Here is a 17155-nt window from a genome sequence, read left to right as displayed (position 1 = left end):
CACTCACTAGGAATGGCCGTGCTGAAGGGGGATCGCGCCGCTACAGTCCCGCCGGCTGATCCCAACAAACCGCGCTAACTCGCAAGGACACCCAAATGGTCAAGAAGCTTCAAAAGATGGCAGACAAGAAGAAGGCCTCGGCCGCCACCGGCTTCCCGGCTGGCCTGCTCGATGGCGACATGGCCAAGAATGTCAAGGACAGCGCCCAGCAGATCTGGGCCGCCGGTCTGGCCTCTTTCGCCAAGGCCCAGGGCGAAGGCGGCAAGGTTTTCGAGGCCCTCGTTTCGGAAGGACTCAAATTGCAGAAGAAGACCCAATCCGCCGCTGAGGAAAAGCTCAGCGCCGTGGCCACCAAGGTCAGCGGCATGGCCGGTGATGTCGGCGCCAAGGCCGGTCAGCACTGGGACAAGCTGGAAAGCATCTTCGAGCAACGCGTCGCCAAGGCGCTGAAGACCCTGAACGTGCCGTCAGCCAGCGACGTGCAGAGCCTGATCAAGCGCATCGACGACCTCGCCGTGTCGGCTGGCCTGAAGAAAGCTTCGCCCGCTGCCAAGGCCAAGAAGACCGTGGTCAAGAAGGCTGCTGCCGTGAAGAAGGCCGTCGTGGCCAAGGCTGCGCCCGCCAAGAAGGCTGTTGCCAAGAAGGCCGCTCCGGTGAAGGCCGCCGTCAAGGCTGTGGCCAAGAAGGTTGCCGCTCCCGCCAAGAAGGCTGCCGCCCCGGCGAAGAAGGCCGCTCCGGCCAAGCGCGCCCCGGCTGCCAAGAAGGCTGCCGCCGCTCCGGCCGCCGAGCAAGCCGCTCAAGCCTGAGCAAGTAACTCTCTCTGACCATGAGCCAACCGAAGATCGGTTTGGCCCTGGCAGGCGGAGGCCCACTGGGCGCCATCTATGAAGTTGGCGCCCTTTGTGCTTTGGAGGAGGCCGTTGGCGGCCTCGACTTCACCGCTTGCGACGGCTACATCGGCGTCAGTGCGGGCGGCTTCATCGCCGCCGGCCTGGCCAACGGCATGACGCCGCGCCAGCTCTGCGCCGCCTTCATCGAGAACACGGCGGAAGCCCCCGACCGCTTCGACCCCGCCGAGCTGCTGCAGCCCGCCTGGGCCGAGTTCGGCGAGCGCCTGCGCCTGCTGCCCGGCCTGCTGGCCGACGCCGCGCGCGAGGTGCTGCTGGAAGGCCGCTCCCTGCTCGGTGCCATCGAGCGCCTGGGCCGTGTGCTGCCCACCGGCCTGCTGAGCAGTGAACGGTTTGGCGAGGCACTGACCCAGGTGTTCGCCGAGCCCGGCCGCAGCAACGACTTCCGCGACCTGCGCCATCGCCTCGTGCTGGTGGCCACCGATCTGGACACCGGCGAAGCCATCCCCTTCGGCGCCGAGGGCTGGGACCACGTGCCCATCTCGCAGGCCGTGCAGGCCAGCGCAGCGCTGCCGGGCCTGTTCCCGCCGGTCGAGATCGACGGCCGGCATTACGTGGACGGCGCATTGAAGAAGACGCTGCACGCTTCCGTGCTGCTGGACCGCGGCCTGGACCTGCTGATCTGCCTGAACCCGCTCGTGCCCTACGAGAGCAACCGCATGTCGCCGCGCGATGCGCGCTCGCGCCGCGCCAGGAAGCTGGCCAGCAAGCTCGGCCGCCCGGCCCTGCGCGCCCTGCAGCCGCGCATCCACCGCCTGGTGGACGGTGGCCTGCCGCTGGTGCTGTCGCAGACCTTCCGCTCGCTGATCCACTCGCGCCTGGCCCTCGGCCTCAAAGGCTACGAGCTGACGCATCCGCAGACCGACATCCTGCTGTTCGAACCCGACCCGCGCGACGCCGAGCTGTTCATGGCCAACACCTTCAGCTACAGCCAGCGCCGCCACCTCGCGGAGCACGCCTACCAGGCCACCCGCGAGCTGCTGCGCGAGCGTGCGGCGGTCTTGAAGCCGCAGTTCGCACGCGCCGGCCTGACGCTGCGCGAAGACGTGCTGGCCAGCCGCGAGGCCCGCCTGCTGCCCGCGCCGGGCGAGACTCCAATGGAGCAGGCGATGCGGTCGCTACGCGGGTCCTTGAGCGTGCTGGAAGCGCGCGCGCGCTGACGATGGCTCAGGCGGCGTCGACGAGGCGCCGCGTGATCGCCGCGCGCAGCGGTGGCAGATGGCGGGCGATGTCGATGACGGCACGGCGCAGCGCCAACACCGGCGCGCGGTCGTCGGTGAAGAAGCGCACCAGCGCATTCGTGCCGGCATACAGCGGCCCCGCTGCACGGCGATGCTCGGCCTCGTAGGCCAGCAGCGCGCCCATCTCGCCCGGATCGCGGGCCGGGTCCAGGCGCCTGGTCAGAGCCTCGATGCCGTAAAGCCCCAGGTTGTAACCATGGGCCGTCACGGGGTGCATGCCCACGGCCGCATCGCCGATCAGCGCCAGGCGCGGCGCGACGAAGCGCTGCGCCCACACGGCCACGAGCGGATAGAGGTGCCGCGCACCGTCCATCTTCATCGCGCCCAGGCTGCCCTCGGCCGCAACCTCGATGGCCCCCGCCAGCGCCACGTCATCCATTGCCGCCAGTCGCGGCAGCTCGGTGTTCGCCACCGTCCACACCGCCGAGCAGCGCCGCCCCGTCTTGGGCAGCAGCGCCAGCGTGTGGCCTTGCAGAAAGCATTCCTGGGCCACGCCGTCGTGGTCGCGCTCGTGCGCCAGCGGCACGAGCAGCGCGCTGCGGCCGAAATCGTGATGGCGGGCGCCGATACCGGCCAGGCGGCGCAGCGGCGAAAAGCGGCTGTCGGCCGCGACGACCAACGACGCCAGATGTCGCTCACCGCAAAGCGTGTCCACGGTGGCCATTTCGGCGTCGCGGCAAAAACCGACGACGGTGCGGCCGCAGAGCACGTCAATGCCGCGCTGCTGCGCGCCGGCCCAGGCCGCGGCGCGGATGCGGTGGTTGGCCACCAACCAGCCGAGATCCTGCCCACCCGACTCGAAAGGCAGTGCCACGCGCGAGCCGCTGGAGCGAACACTGGCCCGGCGCAGCGGCGCGATGTCGCTCAGCCGCTGCCACAGCCCCAGGTTCTCCAGCACGCGGCGCGAGCGGTGGGTGAGTGCGATCTCGCGGCCATCGTCCGCGGGGGCGGCCAGCGTGGTGGCATCGGCCTGCTCCAGCACGCGCACGGCCAGGCCGCGGTCGTGCAGCGCGCAGGCCAGCGCCAGGCCGGCCGGGCCGGCGCCGCAGATCAGGACTTGCGGCGAAGCGCGGACGAGTTCATTCATGGTCGCGCAGCCTAGGCCGCGGAGCGCAACGGCGCCTTGACGCAGGTCAGACAGGCTCGGCTTCGGCGTCGGGCTCTTCCAGTGTCTGCAGTTCGACCAGGCGGCGGTACAAGCCGCCTTCGATCGCCATCAGCGCCTCGTGCGAACCACGCTCCTGCAGGTGTCCGTGGTTGAGCACGAGGATCTGGTCGGCCGCGCGGATGGTCGACAGCCGGTGCGCGATGGCCACCACCGTCACGCGCCCGCGCAGCGCCGTCAGCGCCTCACCCACGCGCTGCTCGGTGGCGCTGTCGATATTGCTGGTCGCCTCATCTAGGAACAGGATGCGCGGTGAGCCTGCCAATGCCCGCGCCATCGCCAGCAACTGCTTCTGCCCGGTGGACACGCGAGCCCCGCCCTCGCCGAGCAGCGTGTCATAGCCTTGCGGCAGCGCCGTGATGAAGTCATGCGCGCGCGCCGCCGTGGCCGCGTCCTGGATGTCGTCCTCGCTGATGCCCGGCCGGCCCATCGCGATGTTGTCGCGCACGCTCGCCGACATCAGATAAGGCTCCTGCGGCACCAGCCCCACCGCGTCGCGAAAGGCCGCGTCCGGCACGCTGGCCAGCGGCTGGCCGTCCACCGTGATGCGCCCGGCCTGCGCTGTGTAGAAGCGCAGCAGCAGCGATAGCAGCGTGCTCTTGCCGCTGCCGGTGTGGCCGACGATGCCGACAAAGCTGCCCGCCGCGATGTCCACGTCGACGCCATGCAGCACCGGCCTTGCAGGGTCGTAGCCGAAGCTCAGCCCCTCGATGCGGATGCTGCCCTGGGCAATCCCGCGGCCGTCCTGGGCCGGGCCGCGGTGCTCATCCTCCTCCAGCAGCGTGCGCACGCGCGACGCCGCCACCATGGCCTGCTGCAGCTGGCCGAACTGCATGGTGATCTGGATCAGCGGCTCCACCACCCGGGCGATGTAGCTCAGAAAGGCGTAAAGCAGGCCGACCTCCAGCCCCGACATCTCTCGCCGACCGAAGCTGTAGATGACCGTGACCAGCAGCAGCACATTCATCAGGTCCAGGGCCGGGCGCAGCAGCCAGGCGTTGGCGCGCAGCTCGGCGATGCGCGACAGCCGGTGCTCGGCATTGGTCGTCTCGAAGCGGGCGCCGAAGCGCCCGGCCGCGCCGCTAGCCTGCAGCACGGCCATGCCAGCCATGCTCTCGGCCATCTGCGCGTTGATGTCGCTGCGCAGCTGGCGGGTGCGCGCCACTGCCGGCGCCGACAGCTTCTGGTAGCCCAGGATGATGACCACCATGGCCGGCACCAGCGTCGCGACGATGAGCATCAGCCGCCAGTCGAGAAAGGCCATCGCCACCAGCGAGCCGAAGACGACGATGGTCGAGTCCAGCATCACGTACAGCACCTGGCGGTAGAGCTGGTTCACCGCCTCGGTGTCGTTGGTGACGCGGCTGACGAGCTGGCCGGTGATGGCCTTGTCGAAGAAGGCCATCGGCAGGGCCAGCACATGCGCGTAGACCCGCTCGCGCAGCCGCAGCACCGAGCGCCGCGCCACGCCGGCCATGCGCGACAGCTGGGCGTAGCGGATCCAGCTCGCGGCCCAGCCGGTCAGCAGCATCAGCGCCAGCAGCGTGGCCATTTCGGCGACGACGAACTGGCGCGGCAGCAGGTGGTGGTCGATGTAGCGCTTGCCGAGGATGGGGCCGAGCACTTCGAGGCCGGCGGCAAGGACGAGCCAGATGCCGCCGCTGATCAGGTGGCTGCGCTCGGGCCGTGCAGAGTCCAGCAGCAAACCGACGCTCTTCCAAGGTGTCTCTTTCTTCATCTAGGGCGCTCCACCGCGCATTGCATTTCGGGCCGAGCGCAGGGCCGCTCCCAAGCCGGCCCGCACCGGCGATGTGCTCGCGGCTCGATGACGCGAGCATCGCCATCCCCTCGGGGGATCGACCAGGCTCGCCTGCGTTCAGCCAGGCAAGATTGGGCGAGGGGCTCCATTTCAGGCGGCTTCAAGACTGGCCTCGATCTGTTGATAGCGCCATTGCGCCGCGTACCAGCCACTCAGTTCGAGCAGCTGCTGGTGCGTGCCGCGCTCGATGACATGGCCCTGCTTGAGCACGATGACTTCGTCGGCATCCATCACGGCCGAGAGTCGATGCGCAATGACGATGACGCTGCGATCAGGCCGCGCGGCACGCAGCTCGCGCAGGTGGTCGAGGATGTCGGTCTCGGTGCCGGTGTCGACGGCGGAAAGCGCATCGTCCAGCACCAGCAGCGGCGCGTCACTCAACAGAGCCCGTGCGATGGCGACGCGCTGGCGCTGGCCACCCGACAGCGTCACGCCGCGCTCACCGACCTCGGTCGCATAGCCTTCGGGGAGCCGAGCGACGTCGTCGTGCACCGAAGCCAGGCGTGCTGCAGCCTCGATCTCTTCGCGCGTTGCGCCGGGCTTGGCCAGCGCGATGTTGTCAGCCACCGAGGCCGAGAACAAAAACGGCTCCTGCGGCACCCAGGCGATGTGGGCGCGCAGCGTAGCGAGCGGCAGTTCTGGCAATGCGACACCACCCAGCGTCAGCCGGCCCGCGTCCGGCTCGGACTGACGCAGCAGCAAGCGCACGAAAGTGGATTTGCCCGCACCGGTCGCGCCGACGATGCCCAGCGTCTTGCCCGGTGCGAGTGCCAGGCCCACGCCTTCCAACGCCGGCCGTTTGGCGCCGGGGAAGCTGAAGGTGAGCCCGTCAGCGCGCAGTTCGGCGTGGGCCGGCAGCGCCGCCCTGCCCTCGTCGGTCAGTGTCAGCGGCGCGTCCAGCACGGGGGCCAGGCGCATCCAGGCCGCGCGCCCGCGCTCCAGCAATGCCAGTACCCAACCCGCCGCGAACATTGGCCAGATCAGCTGGCCGAGGTACATCGTGAAGGCCGTCAGCTGGCCGATGCTGAGCTCGCCGCGCGAGACCAACCAGCCGCCCACGGCCAGCGCGATGGCGAACGCGGCGGACAGCGTCATGCCGACGGCCGGCTCGTAGGCGGCCTCCCAGCGCTGCGAGCGAAAGCTCGCCTCGGCCGCCTTCTCGGCCAGCTCGGTGAACTGCGCCTCGCTGCGGGCGACCAGGCCCAGGGCACGCACCGTGCGCACGCCCGAGAGGCTTTCCTGCACCTGCTGGTTCAGGCCGCTGAAGGCGCCCAGCGAGTCCTGCGCAGCCTGGTGCAGGTGGTTGGATATCCACCAGAACGCCAGGGCCATCAGCGGGAACGGCACCAGGGCCGCCAGGCCGAGGCGCCAGTCGATGCCGATGGTCATCATCGCCAGCACGAGGACGAGCGTCTGCGTGCCGTCAAAGCCGGCCAGCATGGCTTCGCCGGCGGCCTGCTCGACGGTGTCGATGTCGTTTGTCGCCAGCGCCATCAGGTCACCGGTGCGCTGGGACTGGAAGTAGGCGGGGCCTTGCAGCGCAAGACGCGCGTAGAGCCGCGTGCGCAGTCGTGCACCAAGCTGGAAGGACGCTTTGAAGAGGGTCAGCCGCCAGCCGGCGCGCAGCAGGTAGATGACGAGGCCGGCCAACACCAGCAGGCCGAGTTGCTGCAGCAACGCATCGCCCTTGAGGCCGCCGGCGACGAGAGCATCGACGACATGGCCGACCTGGCGAGGAATCCAGACCGTTAGGGCCGCGATGCAGCTGAGCATCGCGCCGGCGGTCGCGTAGGCGCGCCAGTGGCCGCGCACGAAGGCGCCAAGCATGCGGGCGAGGCCGAAAGGTGGCGAAGAAACGAGCAAAGTCACAACAAGGGCAGCGTGCCGAATTCGGCGACAACTTCGATCAACCCGACGATGTTGGCGTTCAATTCCTCAAGGCGCTCGGCAGGCACCCACCATTCAGTGTGCAAGCCGCCACCCACTTGCTGAACAGGGAACTGGTCCATGAAGCTACGCCGGACTTCGAAGCGGGTGACGCACCCGTAGCCGCTGGCCGGCACATTCCAGTCGCGAGCGATCTGCTCCGCATATTGCCGGTTCGTGACCGGATAGAAGATGGGCTGGTCCGGCAAACGCGGCGGCCAAGCCCGAAAGCCCGCGTTCTCGACCAAACGCAACTCCGCCGGACCGGTCGGCCGATACAAGGTGACGGTGTCGTTATGCATTAGCGCAGTATCACGAATGCAGGAGCAACGATGGCCGACTCGACAACCAAAGCCCACCCCACGTCAGCAATCCGTTCAACAACAGTAACTCCAGCCCAATCTGATACCCACCCCAAGGCTGCCCGAAGTCCAGCACCGCGCACAGCAACGGCGCCGCCCCGCAGACAGCAACCAGCGCCCGCCCCGACACCGCCCGCGGCGTGAACATCGCGAACGCGAACAGCCCCAGCAGCGGCCCATACGTGTAGCCCGCGAGCTTCAGGATCAGAAAGATCATGCTGGTGCTGTCCAGCGCCTTGAAGCCCAGCACCAACGCCAGGAACAGCACCGCGAAGGCGTAGTGCACGCGCTGCCGCGTACGCACGTCCTCGCGTGGCAGGCGCAGCAAGTCCAGGCAGGTGCTGGCGGTCAGCGCCGTCAATGCGCCATCGGCGCTAGGCAATAGCGCTGACACCAGCGCCAGTACGAAGACGACCTGCACCCAGGCCGGCAGGTACTGCATGACGACGGTGGGGAACAGTGCGTCGCCCTTGACCGTGATGCCGTGCGCTTGAGCGAACAGCGTCAGCAGCCCGCCCAGCAGCAGGAAAGCGCCCACGACAACCAGCATCAGCACGGCCAGCACGAGCACGTTCTTCTGCGCGTCGCGCAGCTTGGCCACCGACAGGCTCTTCTGCATCATTTCCTGGTCCAGCCCCGTCATCGCGATGGCAATGAACATGCCGGCCAGCAGCGCCTTGGCGGAGAAGTCGCGGGACAGCGGGTCGCCGACCCAGACACGGCTCAGGCCTGCAGCTTCCAGCTGGGCCAGCGCACCCGTCTGCCACAGCAGCGCCACGCAGACGACGAGGCCGGTCAGCATGCCGGCGGTCTGCAGCGTGTCGGTCCACACCAGCGCCTTCACGCCGCCCTCGACCGTGTAGAGCAGGATCATCACCAGCACGACGGCCGCGCCGACGGCAAAGGGCACGCCCAGCGGTTGCAGGATCAGCGTGTGCAGCACGGCCACGACGAGGTAGAGCCGCGCCGTCGCACCCAGCGTGCGGCTCAGCACGAAGAAGGCCGAGCCCAGGCGCTGCGCGGCCGGGCCCAAGCGGTCTCCCAGCAGGCCGTAGATCGAGGCCAGCTTGAGGCGGTGATACGCCGGCAGCAGCAGCAACGCGATCACGACATAGCCGACGACCTGGCCAATCGCGATCTGCAGATAGGTGAAGCCGCTGACCGCCACCGAGCCGGGCACGCTGATGAAAGTGACGCCGGACAGCGACGTCCCGATCATTCCGAAGGCGACGACCGGCCAGGGACTTTCCCTGCCCCCCACATAGAAACCCTCAGCCCCCGAACCGTGCGAGACGCACCGCGCCAGTACCAACAGCAGGGCGAAATAGGTGAGAACCCCGAGCAAAAGCAGTGCAGGCGACATGGGCCGGGATGATGCCTGAGGACACCCCCTCGAATGCGGTGGACCAAAACGTCATGAAGCATCCCTACGATGCGCCCCGTTTTGGGCAATTTTTACTAAATAGTCATGCGGATCAAACCTCTGGTGTCACTCCTCGCCGCGGCCTTCGCCGCGCCCGCCGTGCTGGCCTCGACCAGCGGCGTCGTCATCAGCCAGGTCTATGGCGGTGGCGGCAACAGCGGCGCGGTCTACAAGCAGGACTTCATCGAGCTGTTCAACGCCGGCGCGGCGCCTGTCGCCATCGGCGGCTGGTCGGTGCAGTACGCGTCGGCCACCGGCACGAGCTGGCAGGCGACGGCCATTCCGGCCGGTGTGACGCTGCAGCCGGGCCAGTACTACCTCGTCCGTGAAGCCGCGGGCACCGGTGGCACCACTGACGTGGTGGGGGATCTCACCGGCACCCTGGCGCTGTCGGGCACGACAGGCAAGGTCGCCCTGGTGAAGAGCACCGCGGCCCTGAGCGGCGCCGCGCCAGCCGGCGCTGAGGACCTGATCTCCTGGGGCCCCACCGGCACCGGCGCGGAGGGCGCGGCCCCGGCCCCGGTCCTGACCAACACGACGGCCAACCTGCGCGCGGCCAGCGGCTGCACGGACAGCAACAACAACGCCGCCGACTTTGCCACCGGCGCACCCACACCGCGCAACACCAGCAGTCCGGTGAATCTGTGCGGTGGCGGCAACGTCAACCAGCCCATCATCCCCAGCTGCCCTGACCAGGCCGTCGTATCCGGCACGGCCTCGAGCTTCGTGGTCAGTGCCACCGACAGCGACAGCCGCGTCAACGCGGCCAGCGTCGTCGGCGCCCTGCCCGCCGGCGTGACCCTGGGCAGCTTCGTCGGCGCCAGTGCCGACGGCGTGGCCGCGACCCAGCAGATCAACGTCGACAACACCCTCGCGGCCGGCAATTACAACCTCGGCCTGAAATGGGACAACGACGAGGCGCAGACGGCCAGCTGCACGTTCAAGCTGTCGGTCAGCGGCGTCGTCACGATTCCCGCCATCCAGGGCTCGGGGGCCAAGAGCGGCATGGACGGCACGACCGTCACGACCGGCGGCGTCGTCACCAAGCTGATCAACAACGGCTTCTACCTGCAGGACCCGGACGGCGACGGTGATGCCACCACCTCCGACGGCATCTTCGTCTTCACCAGCACGGCGCCCACCGTGGCCGTCGGCGACAAGGTCAACGTGTCGGCCAAGGTGCAGGAGTACTCGGTCTCGAGCAGCGCCGCCAGCCTGGCCAACCCGCTGACCGAGCTGAGCAGCGTCACCAATGTCACCGTCGTCAGCACCGGCAACCCGCTGCCCCTGCCGGTCGAGGTCAGCCTGGCATCCCTGGCCAGCCAGTCGGACATGGAGCGCTATGAGGGCATGCTGGTCCACATCACCGACCCGCTGACCGTCAACCAGACCAACTTCGTCGGCAGCTGGGGCCAGCTGACCGTGTCGGCCGGCGGCCGCACGCTCAACCCAACCAATGTGCTGCGCCCCGGCCCGGCGGCGCTCGCCATGCAGGCTGCCAACCTGGCTCGCAGCGTCGTGCTGGATGACAGCAGCGCCACCAAGTTCCCCAACCCCACGCCCTACCTCTGGCAAGACGGCACGGTGCGCGCCGGCGACACGGTCGAAGGCGTGACCGGCGTCGTCGACTTCGGCCCCTCGACCGATTCGGCCACCGGCCCGCTGGCCTACAAGATCCACCCGACCGCCGCGCCGGTGTTCGCCCGCCCGATCGCGCGCCCGCTGGCGCCGCCTGCCGTGGGCGGCAATGTCCGCGTGGCCAGCTCCAATGTGCTGAACTTCTTCACGACGTTCACCAACGGCAGCGCCGTGCCGGGCGGCGGCGCCTGCCCGAGCGCCGGCTGCCGCGGCGCGGACAACCAGGCGGAATTCGATCGCCAGCGCACCAAGATCCTGGCCGCCCTGTCGGGCCTGAACGCCGACGTCGTCGGCCTGATGGAGATCCAGAACAGCGGCAACTTCGCCGTGCAGAACCTCGTCGACGGCCTCAACGCCATGATGGGCGTCAACACCTATGCCGCCGTGCCGCTGCCGCCCTCCACGGGCACCGACGCCATCCGCGTCGCCATGATCTACAAGCCGGCCAAGCTCGGCCTGATGGGTGCGTCGATGTCCGACGACAACGCCATCAACAACCGGCCCACCTACGCGCAGGGCTTCGTGGCCCCCAACGGCGAGAAGTTCGCCGTCGTCGTCAACCACCTCAAGTCCAAGGGTAGCTGCGGCACCGGCCTGAACGGCGACACCGGCGACCTGCAGGGCTGCTGGAACCTGCAGCGCAAGCAGCAGGCCCAGCGCCTGCTGGACTGGCTGCCCACCGTCACAGCCACGGCCGGCACCGACCGCGTCATCATGCTCGGCGACTTCAATTCCTATGCGAAGGAAGACCCGATCGACCTGCTGACCAGCAACGGCATCGTCGACCTGGTCAGCATGTTCGACCCGGCCGACTACAGCTATGTCTTCGACGCCAGCGCCGGCCGCCTCGACCACGGCCTGGGCACCGCGGCCATCGCCGCCAAGGTGACGGGCGCGACCAGCTGGCACATCAACGCCGATGAGCCGGAATGGATCGACTACAACACCGAGGACAAGGCCGCCGGCAATGACTGGTACCAGCCCAACCAGTTCCGCGCCTCCGACCATGACCCGATGTTGATCGGGCTGGACCTGACCAAGGGCTTCACCGGTACCGACGGCCGCGACAACATCGTCGGCACGGCAGGCGACGACATCATCGAAGGTGGCCCGGGCGCCGATACGCTGACTGGCAATGGCGGCCGCAACCAGTTCGTCTATCGCAGCATGGGGGACGCCGGCGACGTCATCACTGACTTCAAGCCCGGTGTGGATACGCTGGTATTGACCAAGCTGCTGACTGCGAATGGCATTGCCAGCGCAGACCCGCTCGCCAGCGGCCATGTGACCTGCACGGCCAATGCCACCGGCGCAATCATCGGCATCGACGCTGACGGCGCTGCCGGCCCCATCAAGTCCAAGCCGCTGCTGCAGCTCAAGGGCATTGCCTGCGCAGCAGTCACGGCCACCAGCTTCAAGTTCTGAGGAAATACAAAATGAATCGCAAATCTATCCTGGCCCTGGCGGCCCTGACTCTGGCCGGCGCCGCTCAGGCCGCCACGTACAACTTCACCGGCAGCTTCGACACCGCCCCCACAGCCACGGTGCTGAACGGCAGCTTCTCTTTCGACGACGCCGTGGTGTCGGCTGGCGGCTTCGACGGCGACTTCGGCCTGACCTCGCTGAGCTTCAGCTTTCAGGGCCAGACCTACACGCTGGCACAGGCCACCGACCCCTATGTGAAGTTCGAAGGTGGCACGCTGACAGGCCCCAATGGCCGCTTCGCGACCCAAGGTGGTGGCGCCGTAGATCTGTTCTCGAACTTCGGTGCAAGCAATTTCAACTATGCGATCAACGGCATCGATCAAGGTGGCACGCTGAGCATCAGCGCAGTACCGGAACCCGAAAGCTATGCCCTGATGCTGGGCGGCCTCGGTGTCGTCGGCTTCCTCGCTCGTCGCCGCAAGCTGATCTGAGCGCGACCCGCGTCGCTTCGACGGCCCGCTTAGGCGGGCCGTTCTTCTTAGTACGTCCGCCCGCCCTTGAACTGCGCATGCTGGCGCCGCTCCAGCGTCGTGCTGCGGCTCATCGCTTCGAAGCTGACGCGCGCATGCGCATGCATGATGGCAATGCCCAGCGCATCGGCGGCGTCCTTGCCAGGCAGGCCCGGCAGGCTGAGCAAGCGCTGCACCATGGCCTGGATCTGCTCCTTCTTGGCGTGGCCGTGGCCGACGATGGCCTTTTTCATCTGCAGGGCCGTGTACTCGCTGACGAGCAGGTCAGCCGACACCAGCGCGGTGATGGCCGCGCCGCGCGCCTGGCCGAGCAGCAGCGTGGACTGCGGGTTCACGTTGACGAAGACAATCTCCACCGCTGCGCACTGTGGCTGGTAGCGCGCCGTGACCTCGCGGATGCCATCGAACAGGATCTTCAGCCGCGCCGGCAGGTCGCCGGTGGCGACGGCGTTGGTCTTGATGGTGCCGCTGGCCACATAGGCCAGGCGCGGGCCGTCGGCTTCGATGACACCAAAACCGGTGGTCTGCAGGCCGGGGTCAATGCCGAGAATTCTCATGTTAGATAGCGGTTCTGCGGGCCGAGCGCAGGGCCGCTCCCAAGCCGGCCCGCCTGGGGCGATGTGCTTGGCGGTCGATCCGCCAAGCATGGCCGTCCCCTTGGGGGCTGAGGCCGGACACATGGCGCCCAGTGGGCGGCATGTGCCTGCCGAAGGGCTGCGGCTCAAGCCGCAGCGCGGTCTGCAAGACCGACCGGGCTTGCCCGCGTTCAGCGCGGCGAGACTGGACGAGGGGCTCCATCATTTCACCGGTAGTACCAGTTCGCCGAATGGAACAGCACTGGCGCCGCAAAGCACAGCACCGCGATGCGGTCCAGCAGGCCGACGGCGCCGGTGATGGAGCTGCGGTTGCCCCAGTACAGCACGCCGGCGTCCTTCTTCAGGGCCTTCATGACCAGGCCGCCGAAGCCCGCAGCACCGGCGGTCAGGAAGGCCATGGCCAGCGCCTGGCCGGCCTTGAACGGCGTGATCCAGTACAGCAGCAGGCCGGCCACGGCGCCGGTGCAAGTGCCGATCCACCAGGCCCGCATCGAGAAGCTGCGGCTGATCTGCCGGGCCACCGGGCGGCGGCGCAGCGCGCGGGTGGCGATCTCCTGCGCGATCTGCGAAGCCGCCACCACCATGACCAGGAAGAACAGCAGGAAGGCGCCGCGCCCGGTGTTGCCCGGGATGTCCAGCAGCAGCAGCGCCGGCGCGTGCGACAGCCCATAGACGCAGACCATGACGCCCCACTGGATCTTGGCGTTGCGCTCCAGGAAGCGGCGCGGGTCGCCGGCCAGCGCGCTGACGATGGGCAGCACCAGGAAGCCGTAGACGGGCAGGAAGACGGTGAACAGGTCGAAGAAGCGCGTGCCGCAGATCATGTACTGAATGGGCAGCAGCACGAAGAAGGCGACGATGAGGGTGCGGTGGTCGCTGCGCTCGGTGTGCACGAGGGTGATGAACTCGCGCAGCGCCAGGAAGGAGAACAGCGCGAACAGCAGCGTCGCGCCGAGCGGCCCCGAGATCCACGCGACCCAGAACATGCAGCCGCCGATCCAGGCAGCGCGCAGGTCGCGCCGCACGCGCTCCCAGGCGAGCTGGGACTTCAGGCGTTCGTCCTCGCTCTCGCGCTCGCGCAGCGAGTTCAGGAACAGCCCCACCGTCAACAGCATCAGGAAGCCGAACAGCACGACGAAGAGCAGGGCCACCTGCTCGTTGGAGGTCAAAGCCTTGAGCCAGCGCATCAATTGGCCTCGTTCTCGCGGCCGACCCAGTACGGGTCGGGCCGCTGCTCCATGACGGCCTCGCGGGCGCGGCACAGGAAGTCCGCTTTGGTTTCGCCAGGGCGCAGCTGGATGGGCGCGCCGAAGGTGACCGTGCACAGGATGGGCACGGGCACGACTTCGCCCTTGGGCATGACACGCTGCACGTTGTCGATCCAGGTTGGGATCAGTTGCACATGCGGGAACTGCTCGGCGAGGTGGTAGATGCCGGACTTGAAGGGCTGCGGGTTGCCCTTGTTGGACCGCGTGCCCTCGGGAAAGATGACCAGCGAGTCGCCATTGGCCAACGCCTCGACGAGGGGTTCCAGCGGGTCCTCGTCGGGCTTGCTGCGCGTGCGGCTGACGTAGATGGCGTTGAAGACCGAGGTCGTCAGCCAGCGCTTGAGCGCGCTGGTTGTCCAGTAGTCGCGGGCGGCGATGGCGCGCGTGGTGGCGCGCAGATCATGCGGGAAGGCGGCCCAGATCAGGACGAGATCGAAGTGGCTCTGGTGGTTGGCGATGTAGATGCGCTGCTCCGCCGTCGGCGGGCAGCCCTTCCAGTGGCCCTGAGCCCCCGTGATGAGGCGGGCAATGAAGGAGAGCAACTGGCCGGTGAAAGCGGCTGGCGTCATGGGGCGGGATTATCGGGGCCCGCCCCCGCGCCAGCCCGTGAGGACTTACCAGTCGTCGCTGCCGCCGCCACCGCCACCCAAATCGCCGCCGCCGGCGTCGCCCCAGCCGTCACCGCTGCCGAAGTCGATGTCACGGCGGCTCAGTTCGTCGGCGGCGCTGCTGGAGCCACCGGAATCAAAGCTGCCGGGGATCAGGCCGCCGCTGGTATCGGTGTCGCGCGGGACGCTGCGTTCGTCATGGCCACCATGGAGCAGCTTCTCGGCCAGCATGCCGGCGGCAACGCCACCCGCTACGCCAAGACCAACGCCGAGCATGCCGGGGCCGCCCGAGCCAGGCGCCTGCATACCGCCAGGCCCATAACCAGCGCCATAGCCGCCCGCGCCATAACCACCCGCCATGGCCGGCTGCTGGCTCTGCGCGGCGGTGCGGTTGCGCATCCAGCGCATGGCCAGCCAGATGAAGATGACGGCACCACCGATCAGCAGCCAGAGGGACACGCCACCACCGCTCTCGCTGCGCTCGACCGGCGCGGCGCGCATCGGCGGTGCCGCATTGACGGCAGTCGGCGCGACGGACTTCGCCACCCCGGCCTGCTCACGCTGCAGCAACTGTTCGAAGGCATTGAACTTGGCGGCGTCGGCGAACTTGATGGCAGGGTCCAGCGCGCGAGCGCGGCGCGTGTGCTCGGCGGCTTCAGGGAACTGGCGCTGGTGGGCCAGGATCTCGGCCAACACGTAATGGGCGCGCGGGCTGTCGGGCTTGGCCGCAACAACCTCGCGCATCATCTTCTCCGCGCCGGCGTAGTCGCCACGCTGAGCAGCGGCCTGCACCTCGTCGACGTTAGGCAGCGCCTGGGCGTTGCCCAGCCAGAGCGTGCCTAGCAGGGCCATGCACAGCAGCAGGAATCGGGGGAATTTCATCGCAACACTCCTCAAACCATCACCCACCCGCCACGCGCGTGGGAAGACGGCAGTTTGCGCCCCCAATCTGGCGACGAGCCGTGCGGTTTCAAGGCTTTACCTGTAGGACTAAAACCAATAATCGGAAACGCATCGGCCATCGCGTGGCAGGTCATCGAAGGTATCAAGGCCGTCGAAGTGGTCGATCGGGACGGCCGCCACCGCATCAGGCTCGGCCAGGCGCAGGTTGACGGCAATGCGGCGGCGCCCGTCGGCTTCCAGCCTCAGCCCGCGCCAATGCGTCACGCAGCCGCAGGTCGGGCAGAAATGGAATTCCAGCGCCTTGCCGCGCACATAGGCCTGCGTCGGGCCGGTGACGTGGATGCCTTCGTCCACGTAGTCGTAGGCCCACAGCGTGCCGTAGCGACGGCAGGCCGTGCAGTTGCAGGCGGTTGCGCCGTCAGGCTGTCCGTCGAAACGCCAGCACACGCTGCCGCACAGGCAGGAACCTTCGATCATCAGCAGGCCTCCTTCAGTTCGGGCGGACGCACGGCGGCCGCGTAGACCGGGTCGATGTAGATCTGGCCGCCGAACAGGAATTCCTGGCCGCCAACCTGGGCGAAACCGAAGCGCTCGTAGAAGGCCACGGCTCGCACATTGCGATCGTAGACACCCAGCCACAGGGTCTGCGCCCCGCGCCGGCGCGCCACGGCATGCACCTCATGCATCAGCGCCGCGCCCAGGCCACGGCCGATGAAGCCCTCGCCGAGATAGATGCGCCAGAGATGGATGGGGGCCGGGCCCGCCACGCAATCGGGCGCAGGCTCGACCTTGACGATGGCGTAGCCGGCGAGCTGCTCGTCCACCCAGGCCAGCAGCACCGTGCAGGTGGTGTCCAGGATGACGCCAGCCATGACCTCGGGCTGGAAGTGCTCGGCGACATAGTCGGCAATCTCCTGCGCGTCGCTGAGCTCACGGTAGGTGTCGGCGAAGGCCTGGGCGCCGAAGGCCGCGAGCGCGGCAGCGTCTTCAGGCGTGGCGTGGCGGAATTGTGGCGGGCTGTGCATGCGTGGACCGCATGTTCGCATCCCGAGGCTTCAAATCCGCTCGTAGTGCAGCACTGTCGGGGAGGGGTCATAGAAGTGGTGCAGCAACCGGCGCCATTCCTGGTAGCTCTCGGACTTGCGAAAGCCTACCTCGTGGTGCTCGACGCTCTCCCAGCGCACCAGCAGCATGTAGTGATCGGCGCGCTCCAGGCAGCGCTGCAGCTCATGGCCCAGGTAGCCGGGCATGGACGAGATGATTCCCTGCGCGACGGCAAAGGCCCTCTCGAACTCAGCGCCCTGACCAGGCCGCACCTGAAGCTGCGCGATCTCCAGGATCAT

The 17155-nt window shown here is 68.2% G+C and carries 16 protein-coding genes; 4 read left to right on the top strand and 12 right to left on the bottom strand.

What is annotated here, in order from left to right; genetic code table 11:
* Positions 1–95: 95 nt before the first annotated feature.
* Together ASC95_RS06145 and ASC95_RS06140 are read left to right on the top strand one after the other, a co-directional pair.
* The gene (locus ASC95_RS06145) at positions 96–806 is read left to right on the top strand and encodes a phasin family protein (protein ID WP_057296827.1); all 711 of its coding nucleotides are present in this window, start codon (positions 96–98) and stop codon (positions 804–806) included.
* 20 nt (positions 807–826) lie between these two features.
* A complete protein-coding gene (locus tag ASC95_RS06140; RefSeq protein ID WP_057296826.1) occupies positions 827–2068 on the top strand; it encodes a patatin-like phospholipase family protein in 1242 nt (413 codons plus the stop codon).
* A gap of 7 nt (positions 2069–2075) precedes the next feature.
* Here ASC95_RS06140 and ubiM read toward each other — a convergent pair whose 3' ends face one another.
* From ubiM to ASC95_RS06115, 5 genes are all read right to left on the bottom strand, one after another.
* Positions 2076–3236, bottom strand: coding sequence for a 5-demethoxyubiquinol-8 5-hydroxylase UbiM (gene ubiM, locus ASC95_RS06135; protein WP_057296825.1), 1161 nt, complete (start codon positions 3234–3236; stop codon positions 2076–2078).
* Between the two features lie 46 nt (positions 3237–3282).
* Positions 3283–5052 (bottom strand): ABC transporter ATP-binding protein, encoded by a 1770-nt coding sequence (locus tag ASC95_RS06130; protein WP_057296824.1) that lies wholly within the window; start codon positions 5050–5052, stop codon positions 3283–3285.
* Between the two features lie 171 nt (positions 5053–5223).
* Positions 5224–6960: an ABC transporter ATP-binding protein gene (locus ASC95_RS06125; RefSeq protein WP_057297071.1), complete on the bottom strand. Its 1737-nt coding sequence runs from the start codon at positions 6958–6960 to the stop codon at positions 5224–5226.
* Between the two features lie 38 nt (positions 6961–6998).
* Entirely contained in the window at positions 6999–7361 is a 363-nt protein-coding gene (locus ASC95_RS06120) for a hypothetical protein (protein WP_057296823.1), read from the bottom strand.
* Positions 7362–7371: 10 nt separating this feature from the next.
* Positions 7372–8784 carry a sodium:solute symporter gene (locus ASC95_RS06115; RefSeq protein WP_057296822.1) on the bottom strand — a complete coding sequence of 471 codons (1413 nt, stop codon included), beginning with the start codon at positions 8782–8784 and terminating at the stop codon, positions 7372–7374.
* Positions 8785–8907: 123 nt separating this feature from the next.
* Here ASC95_RS06115 and ASC95_RS06110 point away from each other — a divergent pair, with 123 nt between their 5' ends.
* A complete protein-coding gene (locus ASC95_RS06110) occupies positions 8908–11907 on the top strand; it encodes an ExeM/NucH family extracellular endonuclease (protein ID WP_235537703.1) in 3000 nt (999 codons plus the stop codon).
* Positions 11908–11918: 11 nt separating this feature from the next.
* Positions 11919–12398, top strand: coding sequence for an FxDxF family PEP-CTERM protein (locus ASC95_RS06105; protein ID WP_057296820.1), 480 nt, complete (start codon positions 11919–11921; stop codon positions 12396–12398).
* Positions 12399–12445: 47 nt separating this feature from the next.
* Here ASC95_RS06105 and ruvC read toward each other — a convergent pair whose 3' ends face one another.
* The 7 genes from ruvC to ASC95_RS06065 all read right to left on the bottom strand — a co-directional run bounded on the left by ruvC (position 12446) and on the right by ASC95_RS06065 (position 17155).
* On the bottom strand, positions 12446–12994 hold the full coding sequence (gene ruvC, locus ASC95_RS06100; RefSeq protein WP_056202980.1) for a crossover junction endodeoxyribonuclease RuvC: 549 nt from the start codon (positions 12992–12994) through the stop codon (positions 12446–12448).
* Positions 12995–13239: 245 nt separating this feature from the next.
* The gene (locus tag ASC95_RS06090) at positions 13240–14220 is read right to left on the bottom strand and encodes a phosphatidate cytidylyltransferase (protein WP_057296818.1); all 981 of its coding nucleotides are present in this window, start codon (positions 14218–14220) and stop codon (positions 13240–13242) included.
* Positions 14220–14870 (bottom strand): 1-acyl-sn-glycerol-3-phosphate acyltransferase, encoded by a 651-nt coding sequence (locus ASC95_RS06085; protein ID WP_057296817.1) that lies wholly within the window; start codon positions 14868–14870, stop codon positions 14220–14222. The genes ASC95_RS06090 and ASC95_RS06085 overlap by 1 nt, the downstream gene beginning before the upstream one ends.
* Positions 14871–14915: 45 nt before the next feature.
* Positions 14916–15791, bottom strand: a complete 876-nt coding sequence (locus ASC95_RS06080; protein WP_082567508.1) for a M48 family metallopeptidase — start codon at positions 15789–15791, stop codon at positions 14916–14918.
* A gap of 108 nt (positions 15792–15899) precedes the next feature.
* Positions 15900–16289 carry a GFA family protein gene (locus ASC95_RS06075; RefSeq protein WP_057296815.1) on the bottom strand — a complete coding sequence of 130 codons (390 nt, stop codon included), beginning with the start codon at positions 16287–16289 and terminating at the stop codon, positions 15900–15902.
* The gene (locus ASC95_RS06070) at positions 16289–16837 is read right to left on the bottom strand and encodes a GNAT family N-acetyltransferase (RefSeq protein ID WP_057296814.1); all 549 of its coding nucleotides are present in this window, start codon (positions 16835–16837) and stop codon (positions 16289–16291) included. The genes ASC95_RS06075 and ASC95_RS06070 overlap by 1 nt, the downstream gene beginning before the upstream one ends.
* Before the next feature lie 30 nt (positions 16838–16867).
* A complete protein-coding gene (locus tag ASC95_RS06065; protein ID WP_057296813.1) occupies positions 16868–17155 on the bottom strand; it encodes an antibiotic biosynthesis monooxygenase in 288 nt (95 codons plus the stop codon).

It is taken from the genome of Pelomonas sp. Root1217, assembly GCF_001425705.1.
Lineage (GTDB): Bacteria > Pseudomonadota > Gammaproteobacteria > Burkholderiales > Burkholderiaceae_C > Pelomonas.
Note: the sequence above shows the minus strand (reverse complement) of the source record. Positions and strands in the feature narration are given on the sequence as shown.